The organism is Jeotgalibacillus malaysiensis, from assembly GCF_044789845.1.
GTDB lineage: Bacteria > Bacillota > Bacilli > Bacillales > Jeotgalibacillaceae > Jeotgalibacillus > Jeotgalibacillus malaysiensis_A.
Window position 1 is genome coordinate 2,742,813 of the sequence record NZ_CP085252.1, and the last position, 20,398, is coordinate 2,763,210.

Genomic DNA, 20,398 nt, shown 5'->3' on the forward strand with positions numbered 1-20,398 from the left:
AACAAACACAAAATCCTACCATTTTCTTATCAATTGTATTACGACTAATACATTTTATTTAAGAAAAAACGTTTTAGTAGAATATATAAACAAAATCATATATGATAACATACAGGCTGCGGTAATACTTTGGTTGGTAAGCCAGCAGCTCTCCTTAAAAAATCGCCTGGCAGACATGTCAGGCGATTTCTTTTTATTCACTCAGGAATCCAATCCGTCTTCCACATCCGCTCAGTCGAAACCAGTCTAAAGTCCTCATCAATCACCAGCTTATAAATGTCAGGCTTTGTCGTCTGCAAGCTGAACTCAAACCCATAACGATTATCAAACCAGCTCATCATACAGGCAAATATATTTCCATGGATCCCAACTGCAATTCTCTTACCCTTATGTTCATTCACTACTTCTTTCAATGCAGAAATCCCACGCTCAATCACTTCATTATTTGACTCGCCCTCAGGAAACTTAAAATCCGGGTTCTCAAAAACCCGTTTAACCGCAGAAATCGGATCCTCAAAATGATGATCACGCGCAGCCAAATCACGCTCCCTAAAGCGTTCATCAACCTCAATCTCCTGTCCAAGCTCCTTCGCCAGTCCCTCAAGCGTCTGCCGTGCCCGCACATAAGGACTCGACACAATCACATCAATCCCCTCCCCCTTAAGCACCTCAGTCACCAGATCCACAGCCAGCCACCCCTGCTTAGACAACCCCCGCGTCTCCTCAAACTCAAGCGAAAACACCGAATGCGCATGCCGTACCATATACACCTCAGTTTTCATTGTATCTCTCCTTATGTATGTGTTTGTTGTAAGTTTACTATAGTTGGAAGATGGTTACGACTTTTAGGGGGTGACTTGAAGTGAATCAAGGTGACTCACCGTGACTCACTGGGGACGGAGTTGAGTGGTTCACTTTTAGAATGATTATAAAAACGGCACACTCAACTCCGTCCCCGGTGTGCCGCTCAATTAACTACCTGTATTGCCCCCTTACAACATCCAGCATCCCAGCCTTCTTCAAATACTCAACCGGTGCTAAAAACGTGATCGTCACCACACCCGGATGCCTGCCGATTTCAATGGACCCGGTGATGGTTGTCCGGTTCATAATTTCCGGAACCGTTACTCCGAACAGATCTGCTGCGCGCTGCAGGCCATTATCTGTTGCAAGGTTTAGATTGGATCCTGTTCCGATAACTGATACCGGTAATGATTCCTCAAGTTTTTCAATGTTCCATTGTTTTGCTAATGCATTCGCTGATTTTAATTCAGCTTCAGTGAATGGCTTTGCTGTGTAAGGGAGATCCTCTTCATTTGGCAAAAGAATCGGTCCTTCAAGGTTAGCTTTCTTAATGACATGAACCTGCAAATGGACAATGCCTGAAACGTCAGCAGTATGACCAGCAATTTCCCCGTCACCCTGCATGGCATGCATATCTCCAAGATAAACACCGCCTCCCGGAACTTTTACCGGACAGATCAGCGTTGAGCCTGCTCGTACACGGCTGATATCCATATGGCCGTCAGTTCGATGCTCCTTCAGCTCGTCTTCAGTCACTTTGTAATCGTGTGGCGCCCCCACAAGGAACGATCCAAAATCACCTGCATTATGAGAATCGGGAATTGGTCGGGATGGCGTTGTGCCAAGCTGACCAAGGAACGGTCTCATCCTTGCGACTACTCCTACTAAATCATGCGGCGCAAATGTCACGATCGGATTCTGAACTGAAGCATCCGGTGTCATCATATAATGGCGTCCGTCCCGCGCAATCGTTTCTGCAGATTCTTTTGACATCGTCACCCCGACATCGCCGTGCTCACTAAAGCTGATCGTATAGCCGTTTGTAAAGACAAATGGCGTCACATCCGCGTGACAGTTCGCACATCTGATCGCTTCCTGCCCAATCCCTTCAATCACCGTATCAGGATACATCGTTCCACACTCCGGACATTTTACCGCAACGAACGGATCTCCAAGAAAACGCCCATCCACCGGCGCATCATTCCCTGAAGCAGTCGCAAGAGACGTCACATTAATTGAATGAATCTTAATCACAATCGCATCCCCGGGCTCAGCCCCTTCAACATACACAGGCTTCGTCACCTCATGCCCGCCACGGATACAAGGCGTAATCATCGGCCCCCAGCATCCCGGCGCCGTATTCGCAATAATATGCCCGCCATCACGAACCGGGCCAAGCATTTCCTTCTCCGGATCCAGTACCCCATCAATAAATGAATTAACCAGTAAAGTCTCAGTCGCTTTGTTCAATGTACTCTCCCCTTTCTGAAAATTCAGTTTAATTATAACCTATTTGATTAAAAATCTCGAATTCGAAGTATTTTGTTAGCGAACCACTGGGGACGCCCCCCTAACTCCGCCTCACAACTCCTACCGAAGTCCCCAAAACCCTCGCAAGCTGCCTCTGAGAAATTCCCTTTATTGTTTTCAAATGCCGGATGACTTGTTTTCTTTCTGATGGAGGAAGGTATTTTATCGCTTGAATGGGTGGTTGATTAATGTGGTTTTGAATTTCTATAATTGCCTGCTGATCAGTAAAGGTAAGTTTTTTGGGGATAAGATGGTGAGGTTTTACTGCATAACTTTCACTATAGACGGTGAACCTTTGAATGGCTTCTTCTTTGTTGGAGGAAAATGTTAGAAGGATTTCAGCGTGGTCCATAAACTCTTTAAAAGGAGTGGTTTGACCATAATAGTCGCGACAGCTGCTCCAGATCCACTGAGATGGCTCAGAAACTAACTTTGCTCTTACCGGGTTATAGTGAACATATCTAATTAAAGTGTAAAGATACTGTAGATTTTCAACTTCATGACTTTTAAAACGATCGTAATAAAGTGAGCCAAGCGCCCGGTATTTAGCATTGAAATACCTAACATAACTGCCATTCAGCTTTTGCATAATACGTGAAATTGAAACAGAGGCTATTTTGATTATCAAATGAAAATGATTATCCATCAAACACCAACCATACAACTGAAAATCACCTTCATCCTTTATAGATTCAAGCTCCTTTAAAAATCTAATTCGATCATGGTCATCATAGAAAATCATTTGATAATTTGTTCCTTTTGAATGAACGTGATAAATACCGCTTTTACTAATTTTTCTTGGTTCTCTTGGCATGTGATGCTCCTTTCAAATGATAATAACGACACACCGGGGACGGAGTTGTGTGTGCCGTTATTAGAATGATTACAAAAATGAATCAGTTAACTCCGTCCCCAATGTGCCGCTTGTGCCGCCTACCTCAAAACCTCAACCATCCTGCCAAGAACAGCAGCCATCTGACCGCGAGTCAAATGATCCCTTGGTGCAAAGCTGCCATTTTCTTTACCAGTAATAATGCCGAGTGCTTCGGCCTGGTAGACTGCGTCTCGTGCGTAGCCTGAGATGTTTGTGTGATCTTTGAATTGGTCAGGCATGTATACGATTGGTGCCAAGTATGGATCACGGTGATTGATGGCGCGCATGATCATGGCTGCCATTTGTTCACGAGTGATTTTTTCTGCCGGCTTGAAGCTGCCATCTTCCTTACCGGTGATAATGCCTGCATTATAGGCTGCTTCGATTGCAGGGCCTGCCCAGTGTTGTTTACTTACATCCGGGAAGATGCCTTCTGCTTCTCCTGATGGAAGCTGCATGGTGCGTGCCAGCAGTACAGCGAATTCTGCACGTGTCAGCTTCAGATTTGGCCTGAATTCTTCCGGTGTTTTACCTGTTGTGATGTTGAGTGATGCGATGACATCAATTTCAGGACGTGCCCAGTGATTCGTCACGTCTTTGAATGTGACGTCATTCTCAAGAACGCTGTATGTGCCAGGCTCTGTCATCATGAATACGAGTCCATCCTCAAACTTTGTACCACCGGCATATTGCCATTTCTCCTGATCCCATTGTTGTACTGATACTTTCTTTTCATTGTTGATCCTGTCCAGATCAAAATAAATGTTTGCATAGAATGGCTGATTGAAGGATTCAATCATTTCACCGTCTACTACACTTGTAAACTGGAATGCGTCAGACAATGCAGTTTGTTTTCCGCTGAGTTCAACAGTTTCATCAGTTTTCATGCTGAATACCATGTTGTCAGCTGATGCATTTTCTTTCAGGAAATCAGCTGGTACGAGCACCTGGAATGGTCCTGAACGGAACTCCAGATCCTTTTTAGCTGCAGCAAGCACTTCCACTGCCGCTCCACTCATCATCAGTGTCGCGTCAAGCGCACCGTCTACCTGCTGAGGAATTGCGTTTACCATAAAGTAATCGTCTGCATCCTTCACGATCTGCTTTGCCTCCTCTTCATCGATTGTGATCAGACGTGAATCGTCTTCACCCTCTTTGAAAAGGATAATATCCTTTGTATAGCCTACATTTCCAACAACATCGACTGCTCTGATTTCAAAACGGTTCAGTCCAGGCTCGAGTTTCAGTTCGATGTCTTTCACTGTTGTTTCGAAAGCTTTCTTTTCTAAAAGTTTTGTAGGTTCGGAAGCGAAAACTTCGTCGCCATTTACATATAAACGCACATCGTCATAATTATCTTTTACATTGACAGATATGACTGGATTGTCAGCATCTTCTCCCACGATAAATGGTGTATCAAGACCTGATACTTTCAACTTCGGTGCTTCACTATCCACTATGATTGTACGGTTGATACTGATTTCATTTCCTGCTTTGTCAGTTGCAGACACGATGACATCGTGAATATCGTCGCTGTCAAAAGTGACGCGTGCAAAGAATACGTAATTCTGGTCGTCAATTTCAAATGAATCTACTTTTTTACCATTCACCGTTACTTCTTTTACGCTTGAAGCATCAGTGACGTAGCCGGAAACGAATGTTTCGCGTACTGGTGTCGGCTCAAAGAATGCAGGGGAATCAAGGAAAATCTCAGGTCCTTTTGTATCTTCACCCTGCTGAACCGTTGTTTTCACACGGTTGCCTGCAAAGTCTACTGCCTCAACCTGAATACGCTGCTTAGCATTGATTTTTTTGTTAAATGTAAATGATTCTTCTTCAGGAGACAGGTAGAAGTCAGTTACACTCTGACCGTCTACTAAAATATCAACATATTGAACCGCATGATCATCTTCTGCAGAGAAAGTGATCGTTGAAGCGTCTGTATCTAGCGCTGCTTCTACTTCCGGCTTTTCTGTATCAATTTTGATCGGCAGTGAAATTTCCTGCCATTCTGCTCCGTCAAAATCAATTTTAGCCTGAAGCGTCAGGTAGTACTGGCCATCCGGTGCGGTACGTCCGTTGACCTTCCCGTCCCAAGCCCATGCAGGTGAGAATGTCGCGCCTTCATCAAGCACCATATCAATATAGTTTTTACGAAGCTCACGATCAGTACGGATTGTCCGCAGCGTTTTACCATCTTCATCTGTGACAGTAACTTTTAATTCCTTCGCATTTCGCAAAAGTGAAACGACAGGCACAACATCGTCCTGCATCCCATCACCATTTGGAGAAAATGCGATCAGTTCAGGGTCAACCATGTATTCGTCAGCGAATGGGTCAACACCAAGATCTTCAGTGTATTCTCCACCATACTCAATTGAACGGACGCCTGTGTAACCGTAGTACGTCATCTCGTCCCACTGCGGTAAATCAAAGATTGGCGGCTCGTTCCAGTCACCTTTGAAGCCAGCGTATGGAACTGTCAGAACTGGATTGACATCTGTTGGATCTGTAAATGTCACAAACCCTTCTACAAAATAACCATTTTCAAAAACTTCTTCAGGCAACACTTCTTCATCGTCTTGAAGTAATGTGACATCTGAAAGGTCGATTTCAACTTCAACTGTTTCTGTCGCAAGCGGCGCCACTGTAAGTGTCAGTTCCTCTTCCCCGTTTAACAGAAGACCTGCTCCTGCAATTTCCTGTCCATAAATCAGATTCGGTGCAGTTAAGCCACCTGACAGCGCATCTGTCTGCGCGTTTACATCCACTTCGTAGACAAGTTCTTCATCCAATAAGTTTTCAACCATTAATTCAAATACTGCTGTGTCACCATCAATTTCTTTCAGCGCAACTGCAGCATCACCCTGCTCATCTGTTACAACAGCCGGTGCAGAAAGTGCAGCATGAAGTTGCATCAGACCCGCTCCCTGACGGCGTGGTGAGATCGCAAGGCCATTTGGATCCATTACTGGCGCTGCAGTATTCATCATAATTGTTTTTACCCAGTCAGATCTGAATGCCTTATCAACCGTATCCTCAAGCTGCTGCATAATCAGCGCAGATCCACCCGCGATATGCGGCGCAGCCATTGAAGTCCCGCCCATTACTGCATATTCATTATCATTGTCAGTAGATAAAATACTGCCACCCGGCGCAGTGATTTCAGGCTTGAACTCAAGATCCGGTGTCAGTCCCCACGACGTAAATTCACTCAGCATACCGGCAGTCGGATTCGCCTGTGTTAACTCATCGCCGTTAAATGAAAGCTCAACCACAGCCCCATTTATCAGCGCTTCAGCAAGACGTTCTCCCTCTGACATCACCATAAATAACTGAGGAATTGTAATTTCCGGATCCGTTGCCATACTAACAAATCCATCCGTATTATTGTAAATAATAACTCCTGCAGCACCCGCATATTGCGCATTCAGCACCTTTGAAACGAAATCAATCTCCCCGCGCTGAATCAGTGCATATTTACCGGCTACATCAATGTCATAAAAATCCTCTTCATAACCAAGACCTGCATAGACCAGTTCAAAATCCGTTTGAACGTATTCTTCAGGATCCTCTTCATTTGCAACTGAATAAGGTGCTAGACCGCCATCTTCACCATCGATTGTGACCTGTACTGCCTTGGAATCAACGAATACATTATCTAAAGAAGCAACAGTCAGTGCATTTTCTGATACACCCGGTGCTCCTACTACGCCATAATCAGGATTGCTCGCGTAAGGGTAATAATACCCATCACCAAACAAAGCAGAGTTCCCCGCTGAAATTGATACTAGAATACCCGCATCAACCGCACGCTGAACCGCCTGTTGCTCAGGATCCTCAACATCCACAAACCCTGCAGTCGCACCAAGGCTCATATTAATGACATCTGCTCCTAAACGAATCGAATCATCAATCGCTTTAATAAATACATCACTGTAAGTTGTAGAAATTAACGGATCACTGCCGAACACTTTCATCGCAAGCAGCTGAGCTTCAGGTGCAACACCTTTTACTCCACCATTTTCAAGGTCACCATTTGCAGCAACCGTCCCGGCCACGTGCATCCCATGAGACGCATCCGCTCCGAAATCCTTCACCTGATTATTTTTATCAAAGTAGTTATAACCATAAGGCATTTTTTCGTTTAAATATTTCCCTTTTAGACCAAACTCTTTAATCGCTGTGTCAACATCACTTTTATCAAGCTTTACATCCGTATCATCACTGATCATCATATCACGGTGACTCGGATCCATTCCGGAATCAATGATTGAAACGACAAGCCCCTCACCGCGGTAACCATAATCCTCCCAGGCAAGCTCCTTTTCAATCAGCTCACCCGTATAAGACATATCCGGCTCAACCTCCGGACGCTCATACGTGTTCGCAATATGTACCTTCTTCACACCGGCAATTTTTTCAATCTTCTCAAGATCACCAGCCTGAACAGTCGTACTGAAGCCATTTACGATTGTCGTAAACTCATTCTCAACAGAAGCCGCTGAAAATTCTCCAACCTCACTTTTCGCAGCCTTTTGACTCTTCAGTACTTCATCAATAATCTTGTCCTGCTCAGAAACACTCAGCTCCTGAAAATCCGCTCCATCCTCAGAAGCAATCTCCATCGCCGAAGCCCCCTCAAGCTCAACTATTACACGAATTTCCTCATCCTGAGACAAATCTAAAGGAACCGCTTCACCTGTCCTCACCGGCTTCTCAATCGGTAATGCTCCATAAGCAGCACTACTAAAAGCCAGCATCAGTACAAAAACACTAATCAACAACTTTCTGCCCACAACCTCAACTCCACTTCTATTCAAAATATTTCCTGCAAATACTATTATAGAGTTAATTTTCTGAAATTGGTTTAGGTATAATTGACTATTTTTAGGCGGTGCAGTGGGGGCGGAGTTGAGTGAGCCAAAAGTAGAATCATTATAAAAATGGATCACATCAACTCCGTCCCCAAGTGAGTCACTTTTATAATCACTACAAAAACGAACCACTCAACTCCGTCCCCCCTGTGCCATCCACTCTCACTCCGCCATCCACCTCAAACCCCGCTCAAGAATATTCAAATGATGCATCTTAATCGGTTGATCCTGCATCACGTTTTTCTTTAGAATCACTCGCTCTATGTATTCTGATATTTCTCCTTCTGCGAGCAGCCATTCCTGACCTTCGATGTCCTTGTGATTACCAGGGACATTGATTTTCACTCGTTTTTTGAATCCAATGATGGAATAAAAATAGTCGTGAAAGTATGGTGGGATGAATTGTTTGAGGGATTGAATCTTTTTTTGATTTTCCTGAAGGGGATTTTTCATTCTTATGTCTCCATCAGATAACCAGATTGGGCGATTATGATTACCGTCAATCATGCCTCTAGCTTCGTTATATTGAATAACAAAAATGCCGCCAGTCGTGATCACCATTTTATCTATGTATAAATCTTCGTGTAAACGATCGCTCAAGTCCAGGTGATCAACTGTCCGGTTTTCAATTCTTAAATTTAGTGTATTATGTTGAACTTCTTCTACAGAATGTAACAAAAAACCCACCCCTTCGTTATAAAATGAATTAACAGATAATTCTATTATATCTTTTCAAATATGGTAAAACAGTAGTTCGTTTAAAATGGTAAAAAAGTCCTTTATTAATTCTTCAGTGGTAGTTTACCTTAAAATAAATGAAGCTTTACATTTATTGAGCTAATTTCAGTCAATACTAGTAGAAACCACAATTTCCTGATACAATTTTAAAATTGAATGAAAATTTTGAGGTGATTGATATGACTAACAATGATATTTTAATTCGCTTGAGATATGCGTTGGATATTAAAAATGTAGATATGGTTGAGATTTTTAGATTGGGCGGGCTTGAAGTTTCAAAGGATGAAGTGATGAAGATCCTCACAAAGGTTGACGAGGACGATTTTTATGAGGATTATGACGAGCCTGAGGAGACAGACCAGTATATCAAGTGTACGAATTCAATGCTTGAGTCTTTTTTAAATGGATTTATTACATTCAAAAGAGGAGAGCAGAAGGATAAGAATGGGCAGCCGGTTAAACCGGACCGCTCGATTAAAAATCATGCGAGTGTTAATAATGTGCTGCTGAAAAAAGTGAAGATTGCTTTGTCGCTCACAACTGAAGAAATGATCGAAATTTTTGAGAAGGCCGGTTTGACAATGACTAAAGGTGAACTTGGCGCGCTTCTCAGAAAAGAAGGTCACAAAAATTACAAGCCTTGCGGTGATAAGTATGCGAGGAATTTCCTTAAAGGATTAACATTAAAATACCGTAATGATCTAGAATAAAAACCTGCAGCAGGGCATTTTTGCCTCTTGCTGCAGGTTTTTTCAGATAATCTTTCTGAATGCTCTACGTTCTGCGTATTCTTTACATTTAGGGCAGACCTTTAAGGTTTGGTTCAGCCCATCTCTGTACTTCGTCAATTGATTACTTTTAACTTTACACAACGTACAGCTTGCCCGGAAAAAATTCAGCATTTGATCACATTGCCCCTTTTTTAACCCGTTGTTTCCTCTCAATCACTTGGCCCGCACATTTTTGTTCGGCTGCTTTTTGTTACAGACGATACATCTTCCATCATAAAAGCTGTATCGATGTTTGCCTTTAAGCCGACAATCAATCCAGTAACGCAGTTTCATCTGCTTCACCTCTCTAAACAACTTCTTCCCGTTATTCAGAATTTTCCTGGCAGTTCAGCCATCCTGGCAGCTAAAAATCTGCTTTAGACCTGTAACTTTGCGTACAATGCTTTCGCTTTGATTGCCTTTATTGAGAAGATTTGTATTTTAATATTATACATCCAGGGGACTTTACGCACAATAAATATAATAAATTTTACATATAAAAAATTATTTCTATATGTCTATATTTAGACGTATACCCATTTCTCTTGTGCACTACTCTTGATAATTGCATCAACAATTTTCATATTGTAATGTCCATCATTAAAAGTGGCAAAATAACTTGACTGTTCGGGGTTCTCCACCTTTTTATAAAAAGAAATCATTAAATTTTTCAGGCAGTCCGGCCAGCCTTCCTGATGGCCGCCTGGAAAGTGAGCGTATGCACCTGCTTTTTCTGATAAAAGGGCAGGATCCTTCATTAGAATCTGATTCGCTTCATCCCGTCTTCCAATCCACAAACGGTTTGGCTCCTCCTGATCCCATTCAAACGAGCCGTCTGATAATGAGATCGTAAAATGGAGGTGATTCTTTTTCCCCGCAGTGACCTGAGATACATTAAACATCCCCTTTGTGCCGTCTTCAAACTGAACCAGCACGTTGCCTGCATCTTCTGACTGAATGTGAACCATTTCGTACTGACCGCCTGACTCATTTGTAAATGTGGAACCAGCTTCTTCAGAAGGTTTTTGACGTTCTGTATGGAGAATTGAGAGGTCAGCTATTACCCGCACAATTCGCTTACCAATAATATGCTGCACCGTATCACACCAGTGCGAACCAATATCCGCAATGGCCCTTGACTCTCCATTTAGAGTCGGGTCCATTCGCCAGTTGTAATCAGATTCGTACAGACACCAGTCCTGTAAATAACCGCCCGATATTAAATGAGGACGCCCAAGCTCTCCAGCTGCAATGCGAACACGCGCCTCCTCAACCATTGGATAATGTCGATAATTAAAACAAACACCATGCACAAGCCCTGAATCTTTAGCGATCTCAAGCAGTTCAGCTGATTGCTCACTGTTTAAAGCAAGAGGCTTTTCTGACAAAACATGCTTTCCTGACAATAGGATTTTTTTATTCAACTCATAATGCATCACATTTGGTGTGCAATTATGTACGGCTTCAATTTCAGGATTAGCCAATAGTTCATCAATATCATCATAAGCAAATGCAAGCCTGTACTCAGCTGCAATCTGCTCAGCTTTTTCTATAGATCTCGACACAATTCCAGCAGCCTCAACCCCCGGCAGCCTCTTCAGCGTTTCTAAATGAGCCATTGCAGAAAAACCGGTACCGATCACAGCAGCACGAATCAACTTTTTCATTAAACAGATCTCCTTTTATGGAATATTCTGATTATTAATTTTATCATATTTTGTGCAAGCTGTAGAATTTGAGTGTCCGCTTAACTATTTAAAAAAGTGTAGATGCAGAACTTACATTCAACATCTACACTTAGTTATTGTCCAACCTTTGATATAACAGGCATTTCACCATTCCATACAATTTGTGACGATGACTGCCTTAGGATAATTTCAGGCTCTTTTAAAAGCAGTTTAAAGTTTTTCACTGGCAAAAATCCGAGTGAATGCTTTAGACTTAAGCGGTCCAGATAGGTTCGCATACTCCCAAGATTGGCCGACTGATTTTGACCACCCGGGGTAAAGTCATATAATACACCTGCGACTGGTACTCTTTTGACAGAACCAGCCTCAGCAACCCTTAGAAAAAAGTCCCAGTCCCAATAGTTTTTCATATCCGGATCAAAAAGACCAATGTGCTTGTGCAGTTCTCTTTTATAAATACAGCCAGAAGGTATAAAGGTTGAAAATTTCTTCATTTCAGCTAAATCATATTCATAAGCAAACAGCATTCTTTCAACAGGAACCCTTGAACCATTTACGATTTTATACTCAACAATCTCCACGTCAGAATAGGCAAGGTCATATCCCTCAATTTCCTGAAGCATCGTTTCAATGTGAGTCGCTACAATCCAGTCATCATCATCAATCAGCATCATATAGTCTGAAGTGGCAAGCGCAACCCCACGATTTCTCGCATGTACATGCAGCACATTTTCAGGCAGCTGTTCAATACTAATGTGAAGAGACTGAAATTCCTCCAATAACTCACCCACTGGTTCACCTGCATCATTAATAATAATGACTTCATCGGGTTGAACCGTCTGCGCTGCCAGAGAAGTCAGCAGCTCCCGTAAATACGGAAGGCGATTATATGTAGGAATCACAACTGAAACAGATCGATTTTTCATCGTCAGCACCCTTTTACAGTTTTTTATTTAATAGTAGCACTGAATCGGGTTGCTGTGAAAAGGAATATCAACTGCTATCCAATCACCCCAGCCAGCCGCCTGACCCCTTCAACAATCTCCTCCTCACCAGCAGCACTAAACGACAACCTCAGCTGCTCAAGTCCATCTTCCTGCTGAAGGTAAAAATATTTACCCGGGATGTAAGAAACGCCTGCATCAGTTGCTTTTTCCAAAAGAGTGGCTGTATCTGCTCCCGGAATGGTAAGCCAGACGAAGTAGCCTCCCTTTGGCTGGGTCCATGTAACATTTGCAGGCATATGTTCTGAAAGTGCGTTCAGCAACGTGCTGCATTTAGATTGATAGAGTGACTGGAGGTTTGATAAATGCGCTGGCCAGTCTACATTTTCAAGGAAGGTAGCCATCGTTGACTGCGCGAATGGATGATCAAGATCCTTTTTAAAACAAAACAGTGTTTCGATCCATTCTTTATTAGCAGCAACCCACCCTACACGCATACCTGGTGCGACGACTTTTGACAGGGATCCGATGTAAAACACACGGCCTGACTGATCCATCGATTTTAAAGAATTGACCGGCTGATCGAAATGAAGTTCTCCATATGCACCATCTTCCATAATTAAAAAATTGAAGGTCTCTGCAAGCTCGAGCAGATGCTTTCTTCGTTCTGATGATAGCGTAGTGCCTGTCGGGTTTTGAAAAGTCGGGATGGTATAAAGCACCTTTGGCAGCGGCTGATCTTCCTCCTTTCTTGTGGCTAAAAGAGCTTCAAGTTGATCCGTCTGCATACCATCCTGATCGACTGGTACTGTAAGGATCTGATCAGTATAGTTCTGAAAAATTTCGAGCGCCTCCATGTAGGTTGGGGACTCGACGATGATAAACGTGTCTTCATCAATCAAAATGCGGGCAATCAGATCAATCGCCTGGCAGGCACCTGATGTAACAAGCAGTTCTTCAGGATTTATATGTATGTTTCTTTCGTACATGCGGTTTCTCAGCCACGTTTGCAGCTGATCAATTTTCGGACTGCCAATGTAGTGCAGCGGCAGACCCTGCTCTTCATTTAACATACGCGTAACTGCCTGCTGGATCTGATTTACAGGCACAAGCGATGCATCCGGGAAGCCGGAGCTAAGTCGCACACACCCATCAGGCACAACCGGCATCCATGCACCTGGCGGGGCGTGTTTAAGGGCGGATGTGATGTTTTGTGAGAAGTAGTTTTTGACGTTCATATGTATTCACTCCCTGGTTTGGTTATTGATAGTATAGCAGTGATAGCGACACCCCGGGGACGGAGTTGAGTGATTCACTTTTAGAATCATTCTAAAAGTGGCACAGTTAACTCCGTCCCCGCTGAGCCGCTAAGCCAAAAAACAAACCCGGAGAAGCCCACAGCTCCCCCGGATCTTTTTAAAAGAATAATAGATGCGCCATCAATGCTGCGATTGGCAGACTGATAATTGTACGTTGAAGAAAGACGACAAACAGTTCCCAAATTGAAATCGGAATTTTTGATTTCACTAAAAGCACGCCAATTTCTGACATGTAGATCAGCTGTGTTAATGATAAAACCCCAATCACAAATCTAGTCAGCTCTGATTCGATTCCGCTTCCGATGACTGCCGGCAGGAACATATCTGCAAATCCGACGATCATGGCAGGAGCCGCTGCCTGTGCTTCAGGAATTCGGAGCAGTTCAAGCAGTGGAACGAATGGGTAAGACAGGTAAGTAAATACCGGTGTGAATTCAGCGATGATGAGCGCAATGGTTCCAATTGCCATCACGAGTGGAATGAGCGCAAACCAGATATCAAGCACATTCACGATCCCTTTTTTCGCTACACCGCGGTAACTCTTAACCTGATCCGCCTTTTCAACAGCCTTCTCCACACCCCATTTAAAATTCGAAACGCCATCCGGTACAACCTCCTCGATCTGTTTACCGACAGGCTCATAATACGTTTCCTTTTTACGTGAAAGTGGTGGAATTCTCGGGCAGATGACTGCAACAATTACACCCGTTACAATGACGGTGAAATAAAATTGCACAAACATACTATCAATATTTAAAAATCGTGCAATGACCAGACTGAACGCGATTGAAGCGATTGAGAAGTTCGTCGCAACGACTGCCGCTTCACGTTTTGTATAATAGCCTGACTCGTACTGCTGTGTCGTGAGCAGCACGCCAACCGTTCCGCTCCCCATCCAGGACGCCAGTGCATCGATCGAAGAACGCCCCGGTAATGTAAACAGCGGCACCATTACTTTTCGCACAATCGTGCCGATAAAATCCATCAAACCGAACTCTAAAAGCAGCGGCATGAATAAACATGCAAACAGGAACCAGACCATCAGCACCGGAATTAAGTCATACAGCATCACCTGTCCAGTCACTGGTGACCAGATCAGCTCAGGGCCAACTTCAAAAAGCGTTGCAAGTGCAAACAGCGCACCCACAATACGCAAAACGATCCAGAATGGTGCCACATTAAATAGTAACGAAACTGTCGGTTGTTTCCTGATCCCACTGAGTGTCGGAAGCTTTATTACCAGGCTTCCCAATGCTGACAGCACCAGTACAAACGTCATAAAAGCGGGAATATAAGCAGCAATCGCACCCTGCAGACTATCCGCCAAAATCCCAAGTCCAATCGTCACCTTTCCATCAAACTTTACCGGTACAAGAAAAAGCAAAACCCCAATTAAAGAAGGCAGCCAAAACTTCATATACTGCTTTGCAGAATAAGTATTCGTTTTTTCATTTCTACTATGTATTCTCTCCATCTCCAATGACCTCACAATCCGCTGCTAAGATGTTTTATATATTATCATTTTAATGTATAAAAATACAATGGTTATTTTGTGAGGCACAGCGGGGACGGAGTTGGATGTGTCACTTTTAGAGTCATTCTAAAAACGAATCACTTAACTCCGTCCCCGCTGCGCCGCCTCGATCAAACCCCATCCATCATCTCCCCAAACCCACTCACAGTCCTCATCTCACCACCAAATTCCCACACACCCCACACCTCTTCACAAAACACATCACATAACAACTGTTCGCGCTTGCCATGCCGAACTGCAAACGCAACAGTAAATAGGCTTTCTGTCAGCTTCGTCATTTCCTTCATCATGCGCTTTGCTTCGAAGCTCTGATGGTCTGATGGCATTTGTTTAAACTGATTGAGTTCATTTAATATCCGGTCAGCCTGTTCACTTAACAAGCTGTGCCATGAGGAGGATTGTATGGTTTCCAGTTTGTCCTTGACCCATTTCGAATAAATTTCATCAATTCCGTTTTTCAATAAGCGGATCAGCTCCATTGCAAGGATATTTGCTGTGCCCTCCCAGACGGTCAGCACCTGCGCATCACGTAAAAGGCGCGGTGTGACAAAGTCCTCAATATAGCCATTTCCACCGTGCATTTCAATTGCTTCATGTGAAAAGTGGATGGCATTTTCTGCAGTTTCCTTTTTCAAAAGAGCAATCAAAAGTCTGACGAGCAGGGTTTCTTCAGGACTCGCTTCACCTGCCGTTACGCGATCATACAGAGAGATCAGTTCAAAAACGCTTACTGTTTCTGCATGAAGGGTCGCAGCCATTTTCCCCAGAGAATCCTTGATCATTGGATATTGAGTCAGCGGTGCACCGAATGCTTCACGCTTCTCGGCGTAGTCATTTGCTTCAAGAAGTGCTCTGCGCATGATGCCGATTGAAGCGACCGCGTTACAGATTCTCGACAGATTCAGCGCTTCTAGCATGTAGTAAATCCCTTTTGACGGATCACCCACGACATATGCTTTTGCCCCTTCAAACTCAACTTCACCAGAAGGAACAGCGCGCACGCCAAGTTTATCCTTTAGACGCCTGATTGTAATGCCGTTCAGCTGTCCATCCACTTTCCAGGGCACTGCGAAAAGCGTTAGTCCTTTTGATCCTGATGGGGCCCCCTCAATTCTTGCAAGTACCATTGCAACCCCAGCCATACCTGCATTTGACGCAAAATACTTTTCACCATAAAGACGATATTCTCCATTTTCACAGACTGCTTTCACAACATTTGCACCGACATCAGACCCACCCTGGCGCTCTGTTAAAAAGGTGGCACCTTCATATAAAGGCAGATCCCCGGTTGAGCAGACATGCGGTAAAAATCGGTTCCGCACACTTTCATCCGCATAATGATCGAGCAGATAAGCAGTCGCCATTGTCAAGGTAACCGGGCAGTAAAACCCTGCTTCTGCGTGTGAAACGAGAAACCCCTGCGCAAAGCTGTACATATAATTCCCCTTGCGCCCGAGCGAAGGGATCGGTTCATGCACATAGCCGACAATCCCGCTTCCATAGACCTGATGAACCGTTTTTTCATATCCTTCATTGATCCATACCTTTGACTGGTCATTACCAAATCTGTCGTATTTCTCAAGCTTAGGCGCTCCTTCGCGGTCGGTATGCCGCGCACGCTCATCAATCTCATTTGCAGCTGCCCGGCCAAGCTCAGGCAGCTCTTCGTTTGCGAAAGCGTAGAGCTCGTCATCTAGCTTTTCTTTCAACAATTTTTTTAGCGTCTCATTTCCATCAAAAAAGTTGCGATTTAGATTGAGGCTCTCGTTCGTTAGCACCTTAGTCATATAGTCACACCCATCCCTTTTTATGGTATGTGTGTATAGTTCAAGGTGAGGCAGGGAGATTCCTTTGTTTTTGGGGATTTTGGTGCCGGCGCAGCGGGGATGGAGTTCTCTGTTCCACTTTTAAAATCATTCTAAAAATGAACCACTTAACTCCGTCCTCGCTGTATCATCTAAAAAACACACCGGAAAAACCCCCAGTGTGCACCATTCATCTTCTTGTTATCTCAGGCTGTCTCACTTCAGCCCGCTCCCCATCCAATGCACTTGCGAGTGAAACAAGTGAATGGGTGAGTTCTTTCAGTCTTCTTTTTATATCAGCATCTGTCAGCTGACCATTTTGAAAATGATCGTTGTGTGCGTAAACCCCTCCCGGTACGATATGTGCCCGAAAGTAGCTTGCTAGCGGGTTCAGCTGGTGTTCGATCGCCAGGTAATGGTGGTAGGTGCCTCCTGTTGCGACAAAGCCGATCACTTTTCCGCGCAGGGCATCATTTGGGATCAGGTCAAAAACATTTTTCAGTGCACCTGTCAGCGATCCTCTGTAAATTGGCGTTCCAATGACAAATGCATCTGCTTCAACAATCTTTCTGATGATCAGGTCTGTATCCCCTTCATAGGTCAATGGATCACGCCCGTCGCAAAATTCAACCTTGAGATCTGCAAGGTTTAGCGCTTCAACTTCTACAGAATCAAACTCACTGAGCAGGGCTGCAGCTTCTTTTATGACCGTATAAGTTTTCGAGCCCGACAGACTGCCTGATAATGCTAGAACCTTCATGCCAGTACCCCGCTTTCTTTTAACGCCAGTTCTTTCTCTTTTACGAGTGGAATGACTTCTTTACCGAAGCGTTCAAGGTCCGTTTCGTAATGGAAATGGCCTGTCAGTACGATATCCACGCCGAGCTTTTTCAGCTCAATGATTCTGTCAGCCACCTGTTCAGCTGTCCCGATCAGACCGGTTTTAAAGCCGTCATTATACTGCACGAGATCTTCAAAGGTGGAATTTGCCCACATGCCATCCTTCTCCTTAGAAGCCTGACCCGCGTCCTTCACTGCTTCCCTGAACCCTTCAACCGCCTCTTTATCTGCGTGCGAAACGATTTGTCTGAGCAGATCGACTGCTTCTTCCTCAGTATCGCGCACGATTGCAAAACCATTTGCAGCAAACTTCACTGTTCTTCCTTCTTTTACAGCAAGCGCACGCACCTCATCTATCTGCTTTTTAAAACCTTCCAGTGTATTCCCGTTCATAAAATAAACATCAGAGACTCGCGCCGCCATTTCCTTTGCAGCCTGTGAATTACCTCCCTGAAAAATTGGAAGGTCCCCACCCTGCACCGGCTTCGGTTTAAAAGGTGCTTCATTGATCCGATAAAAATCACCTTTAAAAGTTGTTGTTTCTTTTGTCCAGAGCTCCCTCAACACCCGGGCAAACTCTTCAGATCTTCTGTAGCGTTCATCATGATCAAGCCAGTGCTCACCGTACCCGATAAACTCCTGCTTGAACCAGCCGCTCACAATATTCACAGCTGCACGGCCGTTGCTGATCTGATCAAGTGTGGCGAGCATTTTCGCATACACGGCTGGATGCCAAAGACCCGGATGAACAGCTGCAATCAGATTAATTTTTTTTGTTACTGCAGCAAGCGCTGACCCAAGCGTAATCGCCTCAAGCTGATTTTCAGCCCCATATCTTGCAAAAAATCTCGTCTGTAAAAGGGCATAATCATACCCTGCATCTTCAGCAATCTGAACATATCTTTTATTCGCGTCAAAGCTCCAATCCGTATGCTGAGGCAGCTTTGATACAACAAGTCCCCCACTGACATTCGGTACCCAATATGCAAACTTCAAATTCGTCATGTTCATCGTCTCCTTTTAATAAAGTAAATAGACGAACATCCCTGTCAGTGATACGATTAAATAGATGAACAGAGATATTCGGCGCAACCCGGTGTCTTAACTCATCATCGGAAGAGGTGTTGCCGCACCTCTTCTTTTTATTTTCACCAAAATAAAACCCGCCTCCTTTTATCCAAAAACAAAAGGAAGCGAGCTTTTCCGGCCACAGCCACCTCTTATCTTCGGAAACAATCCTCTGAAATTAGCACCGCGCATCGCCGGTTGCCGAGGCTTCATCGGGTCAGTCCCTCCGCCTCTCTTGATAAGAAGTAAAGCTATTCAGTTATAAAGCCTATCTTAAAGGTCGGAATTGGAATTGTCAAACTATTTTTGAAATAATTTATGTGATACAGGGGGGACGGAGGTTGCTGTATCAAAAAGGATAATTTTGCATAAATGATACAAGAACCTCCGTCCCCCTGTATCACCCTAAAACCCCTTCATCTTCCTCAAAACAAAAGCCAGCACCCCGGCCACACCCAACAGCCCAGCCATCAATAGCCATGCAGTCTGAAAGTTTCCACTCATATCAATCGTCAGGCCAAAGAGCGGTGGCAAAATAATGACGCCTGCTGAGCCGATTGTGAGGCTGACTCCACTTGCCGCCCCTGCCTGCTGTCTGGGTGTCAGTTCTGTTGCGATATTCATCCACAGTCCGTTAAATCCTGATACGGCAAACCCCAGAACGACTACGATTACAACTAGCAGCGGGACCGGAATTCCCTCAGTTAAAAACGCCATGCCGAGCGCTCCGGTCAGTGCTGTCACAATAATAATCATGAGCACTGGAAATCTTCTTCCGCCAAATAAGGTATCGCTGATTGACCCCCAAATAATTCTGCCAAACGAACCGCTTGCTTCAGATAATACAAGCATCGCTCCTGCCAGTGCCAGACTAAAAAACAGTTCATCCGTAACGAAAAATAATAGATATGTATTCACACTCATTTGCGAACCGTTTAGAATTAGTGCTACTAAGCTGATTAAAAGCAGGGGTTTATACGTAATAATACCAAGCATACTCCCTTTTACCGCAGGCTCACGGGCAGTTTTTTCAGCGAGCTGTTCTTTGTAAAAGCGAAACGCAATGATGCCGCTCAGCATCACTACAACACACGCAACTGCCATTGCCACACGCCAGCCAAATGCCACTGCAAGTGGTAAAAGTGCAATTGCTGCAAGGGCTGAACCGAATGTGACACCCATCTGCTTGATCCCCATCGCTGTCCCTCTTTTAGCCGGGAACCAGTAAAGAATGCCGCGATTCGTCACGGGATGCATAGCGCCATACCCCATCCCGCCGAGCATGATAAAAAATAGTAATATGTAAAGGCCTGACGCAAAAGATCCAAGCAGAAAAGCTGTACCGAGCACCAGACACACGATCAACAGCAATCGTCGCGTTCCGATCTTATCAGTCAGCATCCCCGCCGGAATACTGACCAGCATCTGTCCCAAAAATAAAAATGAAGGCAGCAATCCTACCTGCGCTTTTGAAAGTGTAAGATCCTCAGCAATCAACGGGCCAAGCGGTGCAAGCGAACGCCCCACAAGCGCAACAGCCACCTGCGCCAAAAGCAGCCAGCCAAGCATCTGCCATGCAGTTGAAAGTCCTCTATGATTTGACATCG

At 44.3% G+C, this 20,398-nt stretch carries 14 protein-coding genes and 2 riboswitches; of the genes, 1 reads left to right on the forward strand and 13 read right to left on the reverse strand.

Going from position 1 to position 20,398, the window contains the following annotated elements:
• Window positions 1–197 precede the first annotated feature (197 nt).
• The 5 genes from LG330_RS14515 to LG330_RS14535 form a co-directional block, all read right to left on the reverse strand.
• Entirely contained in the window at window positions 198–782 is a 585-nt protein-coding gene (locus LG330_RS14515) for a histidine phosphatase family protein (RefSeq protein WP_404405012.1), read from the reverse strand.
• Window positions 783–975: 193 nt separating this feature from the next.
• Window positions 976–2,274, reverse strand: a complete 1,299-nt coding sequence (locus LG330_RS14520; protein ID WP_404405014.1) for an acetamidase/formamidase family protein — start codon at window positions 2,272–2,274, stop codon at window positions 976–978.
• Between the two features lie 100 nt (window positions 2,275–2,374).
• Entirely contained in the window at window positions 2,375–3,148 is a 774-nt protein-coding gene (locus LG330_RS14525; RefSeq protein WP_404405016.1) for a transposase, read from the reverse strand.
• A gap of 119 nt (window positions 3,149–3,267) precedes the next feature.
• Window positions 3,268–8,007, reverse strand: a complete 4,740-nt coding sequence (locus tag LG330_RS14530; protein WP_404405018.1) for a S8 family serine peptidase — start codon at window positions 8,005–8,007, stop codon at window positions 3,268–3,270.
• A gap of 240 nt (window positions 8,008–8,247) precedes the next feature.
• Window positions 8,248–8,763 carry a nuclease-related domain-containing protein gene (locus tag LG330_RS14535; protein WP_404405020.1) on the reverse strand — a complete coding sequence of 172 codons (516 nt, stop codon included), beginning with the start codon at window positions 8,761–8,763 and terminating at the stop codon, window positions 8,248–8,250.
• A 239-nt stretch (window positions 8,764–9,002) separates the two neighbouring features.
• On the opposite strand from LG330_RS14535, the gene LG330_RS14540 reads away from it, so the two are divergent.
• A complete protein-coding gene (locus LG330_RS14540) occupies window positions 9,003–9,533 on the forward strand; it encodes a DUF1456 family protein (RefSeq protein ID WP_404405022.1) in 531 nt (176 codons plus the stop codon).
• A 399-nt stretch (window positions 9,534–9,932) separates the two neighbouring features.
• Window positions 9,933–10,023, reverse strand: a riboswitch (cyclic di-GMP riboswitch).
• Between the two features lie 94 nt (window positions 10,024–10,117).
• On the opposite strand, the gene LG330_RS14545 is transcribed toward LG330_RS14540, so the two are convergent.
• The 8 genes from LG330_RS14545 to LG330_RS14580 all read right to left on the reverse strand — a co-directional run bounded on the left by LG330_RS14545 (window position 10,118) and on the right by LG330_RS14580 (window position 20,396).
• Window positions 10,118–11,260 (reverse strand): Gfo/Idh/MocA family protein, encoded by a 1,143-nt coding sequence (locus tag LG330_RS14545; protein ID WP_404405024.1) that lies wholly within the window; start codon window positions 11,258–11,260, stop codon window positions 10,118–10,120.
• A 134-nt stretch (window positions 11,261–11,394) separates the two neighbouring features.
• The gene (locus LG330_RS14550; protein WP_404405026.1) at window positions 11,395–12,207 is read right to left on the reverse strand and encodes a glycosyltransferase family 2 protein; all 813 of its coding nucleotides are present in this window, start codon (window positions 12,205–12,207) and stop codon (window positions 11,395–11,397) included.
• A gap of 74 nt (window positions 12,208–12,281) precedes the next feature.
• A complete protein-coding gene (locus tag LG330_RS14555; RefSeq protein ID WP_404405028.1) occupies window positions 12,282–13,463 on the reverse strand; it encodes a PLP-dependent aminotransferase family protein in 1,182 nt (393 codons plus the stop codon).
• Window positions 13,464–13,641: 178 nt separating this feature from the next.
• On the reverse strand, window positions 13,642–15,018 hold the full coding sequence (locus tag LG330_RS14560; RefSeq protein WP_404405030.1) for a YjiH family protein: 1,377 nt from the start codon (window positions 15,016–15,018) through the stop codon (window positions 13,642–13,644).
• A 170-nt stretch (window positions 15,019–15,188) separates the two neighbouring features.
• Window positions 15,189–16,865, reverse strand: coding sequence for an acyl-CoA dehydrogenase family protein (locus tag LG330_RS14565; protein ID WP_404405032.1), 1,677 nt, complete (start codon window positions 16,863–16,865; stop codon window positions 15,189–15,191).
• Between the two features lie 208 nt (window positions 16,866–17,073).
• The gene (locus LG330_RS14570; protein ID WP_404405034.1) at window positions 17,074–17,643 is read right to left on the reverse strand and encodes an NADPH-dependent FMN reductase; all 570 of its coding nucleotides are present in this window, start codon (window positions 17,641–17,643) and stop codon (window positions 17,074–17,076) included.
• Window positions 17,640–18,728 (reverse strand): dimethylsulfone monooxygenase SfnG, encoded by a 1,089-nt coding sequence (gene sfnG / locus LG330_RS14575; RefSeq protein WP_404405036.1) that lies wholly within the window; start codon window positions 18,726–18,728, stop codon window positions 17,640–17,642. Before sfnG ends, LG330_RS14570 begins: the two co-directional genes overlap by 4 nt.
• Before the next feature lie 212 nt (window positions 18,729–18,940).
• Window positions 18,941–19,036: riboswitch (SAM riboswitch) on the reverse strand.
• 160 nt (window positions 19,037–19,196) lie between these two features.
• Window positions 19,197–20,396: an MFS transporter gene (locus LG330_RS14580; protein WP_404405038.1), complete on the reverse strand. Its 1,200-nt coding sequence runs from the start codon at window positions 20,394–20,396 to the stop codon at window positions 19,197–19,199.
• Window positions 20,397–20,398: the final 2 nt, after the last annotated feature.